This window comes from Pantoea sp. Ft-CA_14, from assembly GCF_024520875.1.
Classification (GTDB): domain Bacteria; phylum Pseudomonadota; class Gammaproteobacteria; order Enterobacterales; family Enterobacteriaceae; genus Pantoea; species Pantoea agglomerans.
This window is the reverse complement of sequence record NZ_JALNPM010000005.1, coordinates 157,301-173,174: the sequence shown is the minus strand read 5'-3', so window position 1 is coordinate 173,174 and position 15,874 is coordinate 157,301. Positions and strand designations below refer to the sequence as shown.

The 15,874-nt window shown below is 58.7% G+C and carries 12 protein-coding genes; 6 read left to right on the top strand and 6 right to left on the bottom strand.

Annotated elements, in window-relative coordinates; translation table 11 throughout:
• Positions 1–9: 9 nt before the first annotated feature.
• Together NR195_RS10225 and NR195_RS10220 are read right to left on the bottom strand one after the other, a co-directional pair.
• On the bottom strand, positions 10–1,077 hold the full coding sequence (locus NR195_RS10225; protein ID WP_256844485.1) for an ABC transporter ATP-binding protein: 1,068 nt from the start codon (positions 1,075–1,077) through the stop codon (positions 10–12).
• Positions 1,078–1,210: 133 nt separating this feature from the next.
• Positions 1,211–1,810 carry a cupin domain-containing protein gene (locus NR195_RS10220; RefSeq protein WP_010249001.1) on the bottom strand — a complete coding sequence of 200 codons (600 nt, stop codon included), beginning with the start codon at positions 1,808–1,810 and terminating at the stop codon, positions 1,211–1,213.
• Between the two features lie 330 nt (positions 1,811–2,140).
• Between NR195_RS10220 and NR195_RS10215 the strand changes: the two genes are divergently transcribed.
• A complete protein-coding gene (locus NR195_RS10215) occupies positions 2,141–2,623 on the top strand; it encodes a YlaC family protein (protein WP_010249002.1) in 483 nt (160 codons plus the stop codon).
• 5 nt (positions 2,624–2,628) lie between these two features.
• On the opposite strand, the gene NR195_RS10210 is transcribed toward NR195_RS10215, so the two are convergent.
• From NR195_RS10210 to NR195_RS10200, 3 genes are all read right to left on the bottom strand, one after another.
• Complete coding sequence (locus NR195_RS10210) at positions 2,629–4,023, bottom strand: PLP-dependent aminotransferase family protein (protein WP_045139620.1); 1,395 nt, start codon at positions 4,021–4,023, stop codon at positions 2,629–2,631.
• Positions 4,024–4,148: 125 nt separating this feature from the next.
• Positions 4,149–6,308, bottom strand: a complete 2,160-nt coding sequence (locus tag NR195_RS10205) for a bifunctional diguanylate cyclase/phosphodiesterase (RefSeq protein ID WP_256844484.1) — start codon at positions 6,306–6,308, stop codon at positions 4,149–4,151.
• A 153-nt stretch (positions 6,309–6,461) separates the two neighbouring features.
• A complete protein-coding gene (locus NR195_RS10200; RefSeq protein WP_256844483.1) occupies positions 6,462–8,543 on the bottom strand; it encodes a bifunctional diguanylate cyclase/phosphodiesterase in 2,082 nt (693 codons plus the stop codon).
• Positions 8,544–9,086: 543 nt separating this feature from the next.
• On the opposite strand from NR195_RS10200, the gene NR195_RS10195 reads away from it, so the two are divergent.
• From NR195_RS10195 to NR195_RS10175, 5 genes are read left to right on the top strand one after another with little or no spacing between them, the layout of a single operon-like run.
• Positions 9,087–9,656 carry a spore coat protein U domain-containing protein gene (locus NR195_RS10195; RefSeq protein ID WP_010249006.1) on the top strand — a complete coding sequence of 190 codons (570 nt, stop codon included), beginning with the start codon at positions 9,087–9,089 and terminating at the stop codon, positions 9,654–9,656.
• A gap of 22 nt (positions 9,657–9,678) precedes the next feature.
• A complete protein-coding gene (locus tag NR195_RS10190; protein ID WP_039388136.1) occupies positions 9,679–10,194 on the top strand; it encodes a spore coat U domain-containing protein in 516 nt (171 codons plus the stop codon).
• A gap of 25 nt (positions 10,195–10,219) precedes the next feature.
• Positions 10,220–10,918: a molecular chaperone gene (locus NR195_RS10185; protein ID WP_256844482.1), complete on the top strand. Its 699-nt coding sequence runs from the start codon at positions 10,220–10,222 to the stop codon at positions 10,916–10,918.
• Positions 10,919–10,925: 7 nt separating this feature from the next.
• Complete coding sequence (locus NR195_RS10180) at positions 10,926–13,373, top strand: fimbria/pilus outer membrane usher protein (protein ID WP_033785604.1); 2,448 nt, start codon at positions 10,926–10,928, stop codon at positions 13,371–13,373.
• A complete protein-coding gene (locus tag NR195_RS10175; RefSeq protein WP_010249011.1) occupies positions 13,370–14,347 on the top strand; it encodes a spore coat U domain-containing protein in 978 nt (325 codons plus the stop codon). The genes NR195_RS10180 and NR195_RS10175 overlap by 4 nt, the downstream gene beginning before the upstream one ends.
• Here NR195_RS10175 and NR195_RS10170 read toward each other — a convergent pair.
• Complete coding sequence (locus NR195_RS10170) at positions 14,344–15,666, bottom strand: MFS transporter (RefSeq protein WP_010671115.1); 1,323 nt, start codon at positions 15,664–15,666, stop codon at positions 14,344–14,346. The genes NR195_RS10175 and NR195_RS10170 overlap by 4 nt on opposite strands.
• Positions 15,667–15,874 lie beyond the last annotated feature (208 nt).

Below are 15,874 nucleotides of genomic sequence, written 5' to 3'. Positions count from 1 at the left end.
TGAAACCCTTTATGCAGGAAGAATCCAGCCGTCATCGACGGCGACGCCGACGGTGTCATCCACCGCCAGTAATGCAGCATCATTAAGCGTCAGCGACAGGCTGACATCCGGTTGATTAAGCGGTCGAAGGTTGATCTGATGGTAGCCACCGCGAAAGATAATGCGCTCAACGCGGGCGGCAAACTGCCGCTCTCCCTCAGTGGCGAGGTGAAAACTGACGCTGTGGAAGCTGGCTTTGCCGTGCGGCAGCGGGCGCTGGTGAGGCGAGCAGCGCAGCAAAACCCGCAGCCCGCAGAGCGTGGCGGTTGCCTGACCCGGATCGAGCGGCTCAATGTCGCTGACCGGCAGCACCCGCCCCTCATCAATAAAGGTCGCCACCATCTCATTAGCCGGTTCGCGCCACAGGGTTTGCGGGCTGGCGAACTGCATTACTCTGCCGTGTTCGAGCACCACGATGCGGTCGGCCAGTGCCATCGCTTCGCGTTGATCGTGGGTGATATAGAGTAAGGTGGCGCCACTGTGGCGATGGAAGCGGCGGAACTCCTCTTCCATGGTGGTGCGCAGATGGACATCGAGGTTAGCCAGCGGCTCATCCAGCAGCACCAGCGTCGGCCGTGCCACCAGGCAGCGAGCCAGCGCCACGCGCTGGCGCTGACCGCCGGAGAGATCGGCGGGTCGGCGGTCGGCGAAGCGATCCAGCCCGACCAGCGTCAGGGCCTGGGTGGTGCGCAGTTCGCGTTCTGCGCGCGCCACACCGTTCACCTTCAGGCTGTAGCCGACGTTCTCCGCGACCGTCATATGCGGCCACAAGGCGTAGTTCTGGAACACCACGCCGAGCTCGCGGGCTTCCGGCGGCAGGTGCAGCCCGTCTGCGGCAACCTGCCGTTCACCGATGCGGATTTCACCGCTGTCGAGCGTTTCAAAGCCGGCCAGCAGGCGCAGCAGGGTGGTTTTGCCGCAGCCAGAAGGCCCAAGAACGGCGACAAACTCGCCCTGATTAATCTGTAACGAAATCGCGTCCAGTACCGGCTGGGCGCCGAACGCTTTACTCAGTCCGGTTAACGATATTGCCGCCATCTTACTCTGCCTTTGCCGTTAACATGCTGGGCAAAACGCTACGACAGTTTGATGACAGCCCGGTGACAGCCCGGCTTACGGGACGCGAAAGCCGGGCTGGCGGAGCGGCATCGGGGCGTGCTCGCCCCGTGGCTTACTGCTGGGCGGTGAGCGCCGCAATCGGCTGCCAGATCTCGGTTAATGCGCCCTCTTTGCCGGTAAAGGGATCCTGCGTCGGCAACGGCACTTTTTTCACCTGCTCCTGGGCCATTTTCAGCTTCGCGGGCTCATCGCGCAGCGTCTCCGGCGACATCCCGTGCGGATAGGCACCTATCACCATAAAATCTTCGCTGGCGCTGACCTGCCGATGGCCGACACCCGCCGGAATAAGGACTGCATCGCCTGCGCGCAGGGTCACCATCCGGCCACTGTCGCCGCCAAACAGCACTTCCGCCCAGCCTTCAGCGACGCCCAGCAGTTCATGGGTATTAGGATGATAATGGGTGTATGGGAAGATCGGATAGCGCCAGGCGGGTGGCCAGCCGTTCTCCTCAAAGGTTTTCTCAAACCACGCAGCGATCTCCTCCTCTTCCGGCACCACGCGCGGCCAGATAATCAGAGGTAACGGGTTATTGGGTACACCGCCCGACGGGCTGGCGAGCATCAGATGCTGAGGATTGTCAGAGGCCCCGGCCGAGAAGGTGCCAGCGGCAAAGGACATCATTAATAGCAGACTGGAGGATGAGGCACGCATACAGGTTCTCCGATGTTTTTCTAAGTGTGGCAAACCCGCGGTACAATGCAATGTGCGCCAGACGACACAATTGAGATAATTGACTGATATTGCTGACTAAAGCCAAATGTGTCGTTAACTATAGGGTCGGAGTGTGCCTGCGCGACGGCGGATAGCGGTTCTTACTGCGGCAAAGTGTTGCAAAATGTCAGGCGGGAAGTCTAAAGGCGCCACAGCCCGACGCCCCGGTCACTGTCGTATAAACTGTTATATAAAAAAAGCACAGATCTGTTTCTGATATGCTTGACTGTTATCTGTTGTAATAGCTAACAGATGACAGTGAGGTAACAAATGGACGCTATTAAACAAATCCTGATTGACGAGATCGCCCTGCTTAACCGCGAAGAACGTCGCGACAATTTGCCGCGTTTCAGCCTCTCGTTTCTGAAGAACCACCCTGGTCTCTGGGCAGTAATGTATCTCTGCTACGGCCTGTGCGTGGCGCTGATTTTCACCACCGAGATGCTCGGCTGGCCCGCCTTCTGGTTTGCCACCGTGTTTGTGCTGGTGATGAGTGTGCTGATGCTGCTGGATATCAACCCGAAATATCGCTTTGAAGATATCGATGCCCTCGATCTGCGCGTTTGCTACAACGGCGAGTGGTATTACATTCAGCCGGTACGCGAACAGGCAATCTCACGCATTCTGTCGCTGCCTGAGACACCAGAACGCGTGAAGAGCGGTATCCAGCGTCTGCTGACACAAAAAGGGGAAGTGGACTTCTATGATGTCTACTACCTGACCTGGGGCCATCAGGAAGCGGCGCGGGTTTAATCCGCCTATCCTTCCGCCATTAGCTGACCCAGCTTCACGATTGCCGCCTCGGCCCGACTATCCCACGGCCAGGCGGTATTTAACCTGAAGCAGTGCCTGAACTGCTCACCTGCCGAAAATAGCTGCCCCGGTGCAATACTGATCCCCTGAGCCAGCGCCCGCTGATAGAGCCGGGTCGTATTGATGCTTTCCGGCAGCGTCACCCAGAGAAAATAGCCGCCACGCGCTTCGCTGACCGTGGCCTGCGGCGGCAGCACCTTCATTAACGCCTGGCGCACCATCTGCTGTCGCTTCGCCAGAATCTGCCGCAGCCGCTTCAGATGGGTGTCGTAACGCCGCGTGGCAAGAAAATCGGCCAGCGCCAGCTGCATCGGCGCACTGGTAGAGAGCGTGCTCATCAGTTGCAGCCGCTGAATACGCTGCGCATGCTGCCCCGCCGCGACCCAGCCGACCCGGAATCCTGCCACCAGCGACTTTGAAAATGAGCCGCAGTGCAGCACGTTCCCCTGGCGATCCCAGGCTTTCGCCGGCAGCGGCGGCGCATCACCCGCCCAGAGTTCGGCATAGACATCATCTTCAATCATCGGCACCTGATAACGCGCCAGCAGTGCGACCAGCTGCTGTTTGCGTTCCGGCGTTAAGGTTACGCTCAGCGGATTCTGCAGGGTGGTCATCAGCCAGCAGGCTTTCACCGGCCAGCGCTGCAGTGCTTCCTCCAGCTGGACGAGGTCGATGCCATTTCTGGCATCGACCGGAATCGCCAGCGCCTTGAGCTTAAGCCGCTCTATCGCCTGCAGCGCGCCATAAAAACTCGGCTGTTCAATCACCACATAATCGCCCGGCTCGGTCAGAGATTGCAGACTGAGGTTCAGCGCCTCCAGCGCTCCGCTGGTGATGACAATTTCATCCGGCGACAGGGTGATGCCCTGACGCGCATAGCGCTGCGCCAGCAGCTGTCGCAGCGTGGCGTTGCCGGGCGGCAGATTGTGCAGCGCATCGGTTGGGGTCAGATGATGAGAGACGTTAGCCAGCGAGCGCATCAGCTGGCGCTGCGGAAAGAGTGCGGGATCGGGAAAGGCGGAGCCAAACGGCACGATGGCCGGATCGCGCGTGGCCTGCAGCACATCAAACACAAAGTCGTTGATATCGACCTGTTCACTGATCGCCACGCTCAGCGGCGCGGGTGCTAAGGCACGCGGTGCAACGTAGTAACCCGACTGTGGACGGGAGACGATCCAGCCCTGACTCTCCAGCAACTCATAGGCATGCAGCACCGTCATCAGGCTGACGCCCTGTTGCGCGACCTGCTGACGCAATGACGGCAGACGGGTGCCCGGCAGCCAGATGCCGGCCTCTATCTGCTGCTGAATCTCATCCATCAATCGCTGGTATTTCGCCACGGGTGACCTCTCCTTGTTTGACCGTGAATAGTCTGACCGCGAGACTTTACCACGCACGGCGACCAATGACAGGCGGCGCGAATCGCTTTATCCGATTGCGCTGATTCTTCACGGCTTCAGGCAGGTCAGATCACAGCGACCTGCGGCTGCCCGGCTTCGGCTTCGGCTTCGGCTTCGGCTTCGGCATTAAGACTCACTTCCGCAATTGCCTCTTCAATTTCTGCCACCACATAATCAGCCAGCTCCGGCACCCGCTCCGGGGGAACCGGCTTGCCCAGCAGATAGCCCTGCAGCGTATTACAGCCCAGGCTGGTCAGGAAGGCCTGCTGCTCAGCGGTTTCAACGCCTTCGGCCACCACTTTCAATTGCAGCGACTGCGCCAGCGCCACTATCGCCGACACGATGGTGGCATCTTCTGTGTGATGCTGCAGCTCGTTCACAAAGGCCCGGTCAATCTTGAGTTCACTGGCCGGTAGCCGTTTCAGATAGAGCAGGCTGGAGTAGCCAGTGCCAAAGTCATCAATTGAAGCTTTCACCCCGAGCTGGGTCAGCTCAGTCAGAATACGCACGCTCTCATCGGGATCGCGCATCGCGGTGGTTTCCGTCACCTCCAGCGTCAGCAGTTCGGCCGGAATCTGATGTTTTTCCAGCGCATCCACCACCGTCTTCACCAGATTCGATTGCTCAAACTGCAACGCCGACAGGTTCACCGCCACCGACCAGTGCGGATGGCCCTGCAGATGCCACTGGCGCAGCTGGCGACAGGCTTCATGAATTACCCAGTTGCCGATATTGACAATCATTCCGGTCTTTTCTGCCATTGGCAGAAATTTATCGGGCGACAGCAGGCCGCGCTGCGGATGCTGCCAGCGCAGCAGCGCCTCAAAACCGAGAATCGGACCGCTCGGCGCGCAATATTTTGGCTGATAGAACAGGCGCAGTTCATCATGATCCAGCGCCTGCCAGAGATCGTTATTCAGTTGAAGCTGGCTCTGGGCCTGAATGTTCATTGAAGGCTGAAAGAAGGTGTAGCCGTTGCGGCCATTATTTTTGGTGTGGTACATCGCCGCATCGGCGTTGAACATCAGTTCGCGCTCATCCACGCCATCGCCGGGATAGACCGCGATGCCAAGACTCAGCGATACCACCAGCTCATAGCGTGAGATATCAAACGGACGATCCACCGCTTTGACCAGCTTATCGGCGATGGCCGCCGCATCATTGGGATCGTCGATCTCCACCAGCAGCACAAACTCATCACCGCCGAGCCGCGCCAGCGTGAAGTAGCCGGTCATCTGCTCGCTCATGCGCTCGGTCACGCCGACCAGCAGACTGTCGCCAATGTGGTGTCCGAACGCGTCGTTGACCGCCTTAAACCCATCGAGGTCCATAAACATCAGGGCAAACTGCCTCTGCTCACGGTTCGCTTTGTTGATCGCCTGCTCCAGCCGATCCTCCAGCAGGATGCGGTTAGGCAGCCGCGTCAGGTTGTCGTGCAACGCCAGCTGTGCCAGCTCGCGATTGGCTTCAGCCAGCGAACTGGCGAGAATCGAGGTACGCGCCTGCATCCGCGCATCCAGCATCGACACCAGCAGAGTAATGCCCAGAATCGAAATAGTGACCACCGTGACCAGAATCGCCAGCCAGTTGCTGTTGACGCCCTGCCCGACCGGATGACTGTGGACGGGAAACTCTGCCGCCATCATGCCGGTGTAGTGCATGCCGGCAATAGCACAGCCCATCACCACCGATGCGCCAATGCGCAGCAGGGTGACCCGGCTGGTCTGTCCTTCCCGCAGGTTAAACGCCAGCCACAGCGCGGTGCCAGAGGCGGCCAGGGCGATCGCCACCGACAGCGCTACCCAGCTCCATTTCCAGACGATACCGGGGGAGAACATCAGCGCCGCCATGCCGGTGTAGTGCATCGCGACTACGCCGCTGCCGAGGATCAGCGCGCCGCCTGCCAGGCGCGGCAAAGGCAGATCGCCATTGCAGACCAGCCACAGCGCAAATATCGACGCACAAACCGCGATGGCTGCAGAAAAGGCGGTGAGCCCGGCGTTGTAGCTCATGACCATCTCCATGTTCATCGACAGCATGCCGATAAAGTGCATCGCCCAGATGCCGATGCCCATGGAAAAACCGCCGCCGAACAGCCAGACCAGCGCAACTTTGCCGGTTGAATGCACCACCCGTCCCGCCATATCTAAGGCGGTGAACGAAGCCAGCATCGCGACAAGAACGGAGACGATGACGATAAAAGAGTCGTATGAGGTCGCTAACATAGTGCATTCCCGCGAAAGCAGAGCTTGTGGTTGGGCAGAGGGTTTTAAAATTATTCTCTTAGTTATCGGCACAGCCCGGCGGTTAATGAGCCGCGAACCCTGCATCCTTCCACTCATTCTGAGTGATGAAATCTATCGTTGCTGTCAGCGCTATCAGCCGGACAGTGACGCCACCGGCTGTCGCAGTGAGGGAAAACTCAGCGCCTCAACCCGGTCTGCTGGCGTCGGCTTGCCCAGCAGATAGCCCTGCAACGCATCAAAGCCTAAGCTGGTGAGCAAATGCTGCTGCTCTTCAGTCTCCACCCCTTCCGCCACCATGCGCAGATTGAGGCTCTGCGCCAGGGTCAGCATGGCGCTGACTACGGTCGCATCTTCACTGCCGGGCCGCAGGCAGTTGATAAAGCTGCGATCAATTTTGAGTTCACTGGCATCCAGATCTTTGAGATGCAGCAGGTTGGCATAGCCGATGCCGAAGTTATCAATCGCGACGCTGACACCCGCCTGCTGCAATTCACGAATGCGCTGCTGGCTGAAAGCGGGATCGTGCATGGCAATCGCTTCAGTGATCTCCAGCATCAGCGCGCTGCCTGGCAACTGGTTACGCGCCAGGGTCTGCGTCAGGATAGTCAGCAAATCACGCTGGTGAAACTGCAACGCGGAGAGATTCACCGATACTGTCCAGTCACTGTGGCCCTGGCTGTGCCATATCCTGAGCTGACGGCAGGCCTCCCCGATCACCCAGTTACCCAGCGCAATAATCTGACCGGTTTTTTCGGCGCGCGGCAGAAACAGCTCAGGCGTCAGTAAACCGCGCTGCGGATGCTGCCAGCGCAACAACGCTTCGAATCCTATTAACCTGGTGCCGCCGGAACAGAATTTGGGCTGATAGAACAGCCGCATCTGCTCGCGCTCTATCGCCTCCCACAGATCGTTCGCCAGCTCCAGCTGATGCTGCGTCGCGGCGCTCATGGCCGGTTCAAACAGGCACCAGCCGTTTCGTCCGCTGTGTTTGGTGTGGTACATCGCCGCATCAGCATTAAACAATAGCTCCTGCCGGTTGCGACCGTGCAGCGGAAAGATCGCAATGCCCGCGCTGAGTGAAACGTGCAGCACATAGCGGTCAAGTTCAAACGGCGAACTGATGACTTTAACCAGTTTTTGCGCCAGCTGGCGGGCTGCGCTGATATCGCACTCAGCCATCAGCACAAATTCATCGCCCCCCAGACGCACCAGCAGCATCGTGTTGCTAAGCTGGCTGCACAGCCGTTCCGCCACCGCCACCAGCAACCGATCACCGACATGATGTCCCCATGTGTCATTGACCGCTTTGAAGCCATCGAGATCCATATAGATCACGGCAAAGCGATGCTCATTAAGCATCGCCTGTTTAATGGCGAGATCGAGCTGCTGCTCCAGCATTACACGATTGGGCAGCGTGGTCAGGTTGTCATGCATCGCCAGCTGACGCAATTCCTGGTTAGCGCGATTGAGGCGGGTCGCCAGACGCGCGGCGCGCAGCTGCGCATCCAGCATCGAACTCAGCAGAGTGATACCCAGAATAGTCAGGGTAATCAGCGTTACCCACACCGCCAGGCCCGCATTACTGACGCCGTGCGGCTGCATCATACTGCTGTGGCTGAACTCTGCTGCCGCCATACCTACATAGTGCATACCGGCGATGGCGATGCCCATGACCAGAGAGGCCAGCCCGCGCATCAGCATCAGATGATGATCGCCCTGGCGCAGATGAAAGGCCAGCCACAGCGCCAGGCCAGAGGCCGCAAACGCAATCAGCACAGAGAGCGCCACCAGCAGCGCATTCCACTCCGGTTGCGGTTCAATCAGCAGGGCATACATACCAAGATAGTGCATGACCACCACACCCGCGCCCAGGATCAGCGTGCCGCGCAGCAGCCGCTGGCGGGTGAGATGCAGGCCACCCACCGTCTGGCCAAAAGCCAGCACAGACGCCAGGATCGCCACCAGCAGCGAGAGGATCGTCAGTCGCGTGTCATAGCGCATCATCATCGGCATCATCATCGCCAGCATCCCGATAAAGTGCATTGCCCAGACGCCAATCCCCATTGCGATGCCGCCCACCAATAGCCAGAACCGGGCGCTCCAGCCACGGGATACCGCCACTCGTCCGGCGGTATCCAGGGCTGTAAAAGAGGCAATGAACGCCACGATCAGCGAAACGCAGATCAGGACGCTATCCCAGGTGACAGGCAACATGTGCAACTCCTCACCACCCGCGGAGAAACGGGTGCTGTGTACAGTCTGATAAGTGATCTGAAAACACCCGATGGGTGAAAGTGATTAAATTTCGGTATTTTGTGGTCCTGAAGGTCAGGCAAAACGCGCCCGCCGACGCTGGCCATTTATAACCTGCATCTTATTAGCCGCCCGCAGAGCAAGCCGGTAAACCGTTATTATGTCTGATTGGTACAGGAACATATCACCGAAGCAGAAAGCATGCCAGATACCGAAAAAACAAAGAATTTTGTTTTATCGCCTCGTCTTCGCGCCTTGCTGTTACTGGGTTATCGGCCGGAGTGACGTTTTGATTAATCAAAAATAAATAGCAAGGCTTCGCGTAACGCTTTAACTGATCTATAGTAAGTAAAACTGATATAAATCAGCATTCTTAAGTCTAATATTTTTCTTAAGATAGCGGCACTGCCTACCTTGTTATTTTATTTCCTTTATTTTGGGTTGAATCGTTAATAAACACCGGGTGAAAAAGCACTGACTCTGGATAATCCGTAAGGAAATATTATGAAACTCAAGCTTTTTCTGTTTGCCGCTGCAGGATTAACTGTCGCTATTCCGTCATTAACCCAGGCGGCGACGACCTCGGGAACCATCAATGCCACGTTAACCCTGACCACCGGTTGTCTGGTGAACGGCCAGTCGGCTACGGCGGGCGTTAACTTCGGTACCCTGAACTTTGGTAGCAGCGCAGCCACTTTCGATACCCTGAACGCCACACTGGTCGGTGCGGCTGGTAACGGTATTTTTGTGCGCTGCACCACTGGTCAGGATTACAACGTGGTGGTCACCAGCAGCAATACTGCACCGGCGACCATCTACGGCACCGCCTCTGCATCGCCGCGTTATCTGGTGCTGGGATCGGATAATGCGCAGGGCATCGCCTATACCCTCTACAGTGATGCCTCCTTTACCACGGCGATCGCCAACAATACGCCTATCGCCGCCAGCGGTACCACCGATCCGACGCTGGGGACCAACTACGCCATCTATGGCCGGGTGGTCGGCGGCGGCTTCAATCCCCTGATCCCTGCCGGAACCTATACCGACACGATTAACGTTGCCGTGAACTATTAACTGCTGTCGCAGGTAAATACGGGTGGTTCTCTGGCGATCCTGCCTGACGATCGCATGCGGCCTGCCCCTGCTGACAGGGAGTATCAGCGCCTGGAGTCTGCCAACCAGCACCTTCCAGGTTACCGCGTCGATTGTGGCAGGCTGCGTGATATCCGGTACCAATACCGGCGTCTTTGGCACGCTTAATTTCGGTACGCAGTCTGGCGTGGCGGCGAATACCGTCAACGCCAGCTTTCTGCAGAGCACCTCGATTAATCTCGCCTGTACGCCGGGCACCACGCTGAGCATGAGCATTAATCAGGGCAACAATTTCACCACGACCCGTAACCTGAAGCTGCCCAATTTCAGCAACACCGTTCCCTACACGCTCTTTAGCAACGCCAGCCGCACCACGGTGATCCCGGTGAACCAGGCGGTGCCGCTGAGTTATAGCAATGCCAATAACATTACGCTGCCGATCTACGGTCAGCTACAACTGCCCGGCACTGCGCGCGCCGGCGTTTATACCGACACGCTGACCGTCACCCTGAGCTGGTGAGGTGATAGAAAACAAGGATATGATCATGAAGCCACTGCGCGCCCTGTTGCTGCTGCTAAGTTCCACCCTGCTCTCCCCGGCCTTCGCCGCGAATTCGGTCATGATCTGGCCCATCGATCCCGCCATTAATCCTGAAGAGAAAGCCAGCGAACTCTGGCTGGAGAATCGCGGTAACAGCACCACCATGATGCAGATCCGCGTCTTCAGCTGGCAGCAGAACAATGGCCAGGAGCAGTATCAGACTCAGCAGCAGGTGGTCGCCAGCCCGCCGATGGTGCGAATGGAGCCAGGCCAGAAACAGCTGGTCAGGCTGATTAAACAGACGCCGCCTGCGGCCGGTAAAGAGCTGGCCTATCGGGTGGTGCTGGATGAGATCCCGACCCCGCGAAATCCCGGCGAGAATCAGGCCGGGCTGACCTTTCAGATGCGCTATTCGGTGCCGCTGTTTGTTTACGGTACCGGGCTGAACACAGACAGCGCTCGCCCGGCTCTGCGCTGGCAACAGGTCAGCGAGGGCGGCAGGCGCTGGCTCCAGTTAACCAACAGCGGCAGCGGTCACGCCCGGCTGAGCAATGTGGCGATTGGCGGTCGCAAACTGGTCGAAGGCTTATACGGCTATGTGCTGGCTGACAGCTATCACCGCTGGCCGCTCACCTCGCCGGTGAGCGGCGAACTCACCGCAGAGGTTAACAAGAGCCAGTGGCGTAGCGCTGCCCAGAAGTAAGCGCTGAATGAGACCGTTTTCCCTGCATCCCTGCGCGCTGGCCGTGGCCAGCGTTATTTACGCTTTTACGCCGGATCCTGTGCTGGCGGAGACTTACTCATCCCTGCCCCCGCCGCCCAGCCTGCAGACCAGCAGCAACGGTCAGCAATATATGCTGGAGCTGGTGATTAACCAGCAGGAGAACGGCAATATTGTGCCGGCAGAGCAGCGCGACGGTCATTTCTGGATTCGCAGTGGCGATCTGCAGCGTGCCGGCCTGCCAGCGGATAAGCTGGGCCAGCAGCCGCAGGTCGATGTCAGCAGCCTGCAACCCATCAAAGTGGAGTATGACGCTGCGCGACAGCGTCTGCTGCTGACCGTACCGCCTGAGTGGCTGCCCGGTCAGGTGATTGGCGAGGCGAAGAACGGACCGCGCTATCCGGGCCGTACCAGCAGCGGCGCGCTGATTAATTATGATCTTTACGCCAGCCGCACGGATAACAGTGGCTCCCGCCTGTCCGCCTGGAACGAACTAAGGCTGTTTGGTGATGCCGGTCATTTCTCCACTAACGGCGTCTGGCAACAGCAGCTGGAAGGCAGTACGACTTATCAGGATGATGGCTATATCCGCTACGACACCTGGTGGAGCAATGAAGATGAGAATGCGGCGGTAAGCTGGCGAGTCGGCGATCTGGTCACCGACTCGCTGGCCTGGAGCAGCAGCGTGCGGCTCGGTGGCATCCGCGTCGGTCGCGACTTCAGCGTCCGTCCCGATCTGGTGACCTATCCGCTGCCCGCTTTTTCCGGTCAGGCCGCCGTGCCTTCCACCGTCGATCTCTTTATCAACGGCTATCGCTCCAGCCAGGCGAATGTGCAGCCTGGCCCCTGGTCGATGACCAATGTGCCATTCGTTAACGGCGCAGGTGATGCCGTGATCACCACCACCGATGCGGTTGGCCGCCGTGTCACCACCACCATGCCGTTTTACGTCTCCAGTAACCTGCTGAAATCGGGGCTGTCGGACTACGCCTTCTCTGCCGGGGCAATCCGCGAAAACTACGGCATAAAGAACTTCGATTATGGTGAGGCAGCGGCCAGCGGCTCTTATCGTTACGGTATGACCGACTGGCTGACGCTGGAGAGCCACGCCGAAGGCAGCGAAACGCTGGCGATGGGCGGGCTGGGTGGTCAGCTGCGCGTCGGCAGCTGGGGCGTGGTCAACGGCGCGGTGGCGCAAAGTCAGCTCGATGGCGAGAGCGGCAGGCAATATAGCTGGGGATATCAGTACAACAACCGCTGGTTCAACATCGGCACTCAACAGACCCAGCGCAGCAGCGACTTCGGCAATCTGGCGCTGGTCGGCAGCCGTGCCGGTAGCCAGGCGGATAGCCGCTACGCACTCTCACGCCGCAGTGCTCAGTACAGCGCCAGCGTCTCGCTGAACCGCTTTGGCAGCGTCGGTGCCGCCTTCATCGACATCACCGACGGTCAGGGCGATCGCACCCGGCTGTGGAACCTCTCATGGAGTAAAAACCTGTGGGGTAACAGCAGCCTCTATGTCTCGGCCAGCCGCGATCAGCAGGAGAAAAGCTGGACCGGGGCGATTTCGCTGGTGATCCCGTTTGGCGAACAGGGCAGCGTTGCCCTCAGCAACGAACGCGACCAGCGTGGCCGCGACAGTCAGCGCGTTTATGCCTCACGCGCCATGCCCAGCGACGGCGGGTTCGCCTGGGATGCCTCCTGGGCGAATCAGAGCGGAGACAGCGGCGATTATCGTCAGGGCAGTCTGCGCTATCGCAACAACCAGATTGACACCTCGGCGGGCTTCTATGGCGATGATGATAACCTCACCCAGTGGGCCGATCTCTCGGGTGCGCTGGTGTTAATGGACAACAGCGTCTTTGCCGCTAACGAGATCAACGACGCCTTTGTGCTGGTGAAGACCAACTATCCCGACGTTAACGTGCGCTACGAGAATCAGTCGATGGGACGCACCAATCAACAGGGTTATCTGCTGGTGCCCGCCATCAGCAGCTACTACCCGGCCAAATATGATATCGACACCCTCGACCTGCCGGCAGATATGACCACGCCACGGGTTGAGCAGCGCTTTGCGGTGAAACGCCAGAGCGGCTATCTGCTCAACTTCCCGGTGGAGAAACTGCGCTCAGCCAGCGTAATCCTGGTCGATGCGCAGGGCCAGCCGCTGCCGGTATCAAGCCTGGTGCAGCGTCCCGATCATCCCACAGAGTATGTCGGCTGGGATGGCATCGTCTGGATGGAAGATCTCGCCGCCAGTAACCCGATGCAGGTGGTGACGCCCGATGGCCGCCAGTGCGAAACCGAACTGCGCATCGCCAGCGGTCAGCCGCAGGCGCTGAAAACTTACGGCCCCCTGACCTGTGCGCTGCCCGCCCCTGCCGCAGGCAGCGCCCCCTCTCCCGCTGAATCATTTACGTCCGGAAACCGACCATGATGAAATCTGTAATACTGGCTGGCCTGCTGCTGTTACTGCCGTCGCTGGGCTACGCCGCCTGCGCCCTGCCCGCATCGACCGCCAGTTTCGGTTCAGTCACAACCTTTGTGGCTAACACCACCGTCAGTTCCACCACCACGAATGCCAACGTCAACTGTGGCGCGGGTGCCGGGCTGTCGCTGCTGGGCAATAACCAGATCACCTTTCAGCTGACGGGCGCGACCAATAGCAACGGCACGCGCGGTACGCTGAAACGCAGCGGTGATACCGGCAGCGATAATGTGCCGGTGCGGCTCTGCACCGACACGGCCTGCGCTACCGAACTGACGATTGGCGGCACGCCATTTGTCTATGGTTCGCAGACCCTGATCAACCTGGCGGGGTTGCTGGGCAGCCTTAACTTCGCCATCCCGGTCTATCTGCGCACCGTTCCCGGTCAGGTGGTCGCCGCCGGGACCTACCAGCTGACGCTGAATATGGCCGTGACTTATCGCATCTGCACCAGCGTTGCGATTGGCAATATCTGTTTAAGCGAGCAGAACGGCAGCGGTGTCATCCCGATTAATATCACCGCCATTCTTACCAATGACTGCACCACCATCACCGCGCCGAATATAAGCTTTGGCAGCGCGCCGCTGGTCGGCAGCTTCTCCGCCGTATCACAGACCATCAACGTGTTGTGCAGCAAAGGCAGCACCTATACCGTCGGGCTGAGCAACGGCAGTTATCCGGTGGGCAGCGTCAGGAATATGGCGAGCGGCGCGAATCGGCTGAGCTATGAAATTTATAAAAGCACCACCAGCAATCGCTGGGGATCGGCAGGCACTGAACGCTGGAGCAGTACCACCTCGACGGCGGTATCCACGGATGGACTGACGCGCGGTTTTAACTACACCGCGCGCATCCTGACCACGCAGAACACGCCGCCAGCCGGAAACTACAGCGACAGCGTGGTGGTCGATTTGTCGTTTTAGAGTGAAGCACTGACCGGCGTGCCGCTGTGACGGGTCTGATACTGCTTCACCATCCGGCCAATCAGCAACGTGCCGATTAACCCACAGACTGCGGCAAAGGTCAGCCAGACGCCCGGCATCGCTTTGTCACCGGTGGCATGGATCAGGTAGCTGGAGATGGCAGGCGTAAAGCCGCCAAACAGCGCCGTCGCCAGGCTGTAAGCCATGGAGAAACCGGCAGCGCGCACTTCAGCAGGCATGATCTCCGCCAGATAGACCACCATCGCACCGTTATAGCTGGCATAGAGAAACGACAGCCACAGTTCCGCTTCCAGCAGGTGAGCGAAGCTGGCCGATCCCACCAGCCAGTGCAGCACCGGCCAGGTGGTGACAATCATCAGCAGGGTAAAAATGATCAGCAGCGGACGGCGACCGACGCGGTCCGACAACGCCCCCATCAGCGGCAGCCAGATGAGGTTTGAGACACCGACACAGAGCGTCACCAGGAACGCCTGCTTGTCACTCATCATCAACACCGTTTTACCAAAGGTCGGGGTAAAGGCGGTGATCATGTAGAACATCACCGTGGTGGTGACCACCATCAGCATCCCCGCCAGCACCAGCGCCCAGTTGCTGGCGACAGACCGCATGATTTCCGTCATGCTCGGATGATGTTTACGTTTGCTGAACGCCTCGGTCTCTTCCAGCATCCGGCGGATATAGAACAGGAACGGCACAATCAGACAGCCGATCACAAACGGGATACGCCAGCCCCACTCCGTCACCGCCTCTTTCGCCAGCAGATGATTCAGCATCAGGCCCAGCAGAGCAGCAAAGATCACCGCAATCTGCTGGCTGCCCGACTGCCAGCTGACGAAAAAGCCTTTGCGTCCTTTGGGCGCGACTTCGGCCAGATAGACCGACACGCCACCCAGCTCCACGCCCGCCGAGAAGCCCTGCAACAGCCGTCCCAGCAGGATCAGAATCGGCGCTGCCACGCCCAGGGTGGCATAGCCCGGCACCAGCGCGATAGTCAGGGTGCCCATCGCCATTAAGCCCAGCGTCAGCAACAGCCCTTTACGACGACCATGATGGTCGATGTAGGCACCGAGGATGATCGCCCCCAACGGGCGCATCAGGAAGCCGGCACCGAAAGTCATCAGGGTCAGCATCAGGGAGGCAAACGGGTCATCGCCGGGAAAGAAGGTTTTTGAAATGGCAGTGGCGTAGTAGCCAAATACCATAAAATCGTACATCTCCAGGAAGTTACCACTGGTGACGGTGAAGATGGTTCGGGCGGCACTTTTCGGCGGCTTTTGTAAAGAGGGGGTGTGACTCATAACGGCTTCCTGTTGTTTTTTAGCCGTTTTAGCCTGCCTGATGCGGGATTAATGTGACCTGGCTCACCATTGCACTTTACAAATCTATGTACATAAGTAACAACCAATTAACAATTCAGCTCAGGCAGCATAAGTGATTACCCTGGCCCTGATTTGCCTGATTTTATAGGGCTGGAGAGCAGCCATAAAAAAGGCGACCTGAACAGTC

Excerpts from the sequence above, each read along its gene's own strand:
- NR195_RS10225 (WP_256844485.1), bottom strand. The coding sequence starts at position 1,077 with ATGGCGGCAATATCGTTAACCGGACTGAGTAAAGCGTTCGGCGCCCAG.
- NR195_RS10220 (WP_010249001.1), bottom strand. The coding sequence starts at position 1,810 with ATGCGTGCCTCATCCTCCAGTCTGCTATTAATGATGTCCTTTGCCGCT.
- NR195_RS10215 (WP_010249002.1), top strand. The coding sequence starts at position 2,141 with ATGGACGCTATTAAACAAATCCTGATTGACGAGATCGCCCTGCTTAAC.
- NR195_RS10205 (WP_256844484.1), bottom strand. The coding sequence starts at position 6,308 with ATGTTAGCGACCTCATACGACTCTTTTATCGTCATCGTCTCCGTTCTT.
- NR195_RS10200 (WP_256844483.1), bottom strand. The coding sequence starts at position 8,543 with ATGTTGCCTGTCACCTGGGATAGCGTCCTGATCTGCGTTTCGCTGATC.
- NR195_RS10195 (WP_010249006.1), top strand. The coding sequence starts at position 9,087 with ATGAAACTCAAGCTTTTTCTGTTTGCCGCTGCAGGATTAACTGTCGCT.
- NR195_RS10185 (WP_256844482.1), top strand. The coding sequence starts at position 10,220 with ATGAAGCCACTGCGCGCCCTGTTGCTGCTGCTAAGTTCCACCCTGCTC.
- NR195_RS10180 (WP_033785604.1), top strand. The coding sequence starts at position 10,926 with ATGAGACCGTTTTCCCTGCATCCCTGCGCGCTGGCCGTGGCCAGCGTT.
- NR195_RS10175 (WP_010249011.1), top strand. The coding sequence starts at position 13,370 with ATGATGAAATCTGTAATACTGGCTGGCCTGCTGCTGTTACTGCCGTCG.
- NR195_RS10170 (WP_010671115.1), bottom strand. The coding sequence starts at position 15,666 with ATGAGTCACACCCCCTCTTTACAAAAGCCGCCGAAAAGTGCCGCCCGA.